The sequence below is a fragment of the Mesorhizobium sp. M4A.F.Ca.ET.050.02.1.1 genome, from assembly GCF_003997725.1.
Classification (GTDB): Bacteria; Pseudomonadota; Alphaproteobacteria; order Rhizobiales; family Rhizobiaceae; genus Mesorhizobium.
In genome coordinates, this window is the sequence record NZ_RZSG01001479.1 from 1 (window position 1) to 497 (window position 497).

Sequence of the window (497 nt, forward strand, 5' to 3'; positions counted from 1 at the left end):
ACACCCCGCCGGTCAACGCGCTCAGCTTCCACGCCCGCGAGCCACTTCACGCGGCGCTGGCCGCGCTGCGCGACGATGCCACCGTCAGGGCCATCGTGATCGTGTGCGCAGGGCGGACTTTCGTCGCCGGAGCCGACATCACCGAATTCAGCAAGCCGGTGCAGCAGCCGGAGCTGCGCGCCATTGTGGCGCTGCTGGAAACCATCGCCAAGCCGATGGTCGCCGCCATCCATGGCACGGCGCTGGGCGGCGGGCTCGAGCTGGCGCTAGGCTGCCATTTCCGCGTCGCCGACGCCGGCGCGAAACTCGGCCTGCCGGAGGTGAAGCTCGGCCTGCTGCCGGGCGGCGGCGGCACGGTACGGCTGCCGCGCCTGGTCGGCGCGGCGAAGGCGCTCGGCATGATCGTTTCGGGAACGCCGATTTCGGCTGGCGAAGCAAAAGCCGCGGGCCTCGTCGATGCTGTCTTCGACGGCGATCTGATCGCCCAGGCGGTCCGG

General features: G+C 71.0%; 1 protein-coding gene. It reads left to right on the top strand.

Annotated elements, in window-relative coordinates; translation table 11 throughout:
- On the top strand, window positions 1-497 hold a 497-nt coding region (locus tag EOA33_RS38240; RefSeq protein WP_190234553.1), incomplete at both ends, for an enoyl-CoA hydratase-related protein.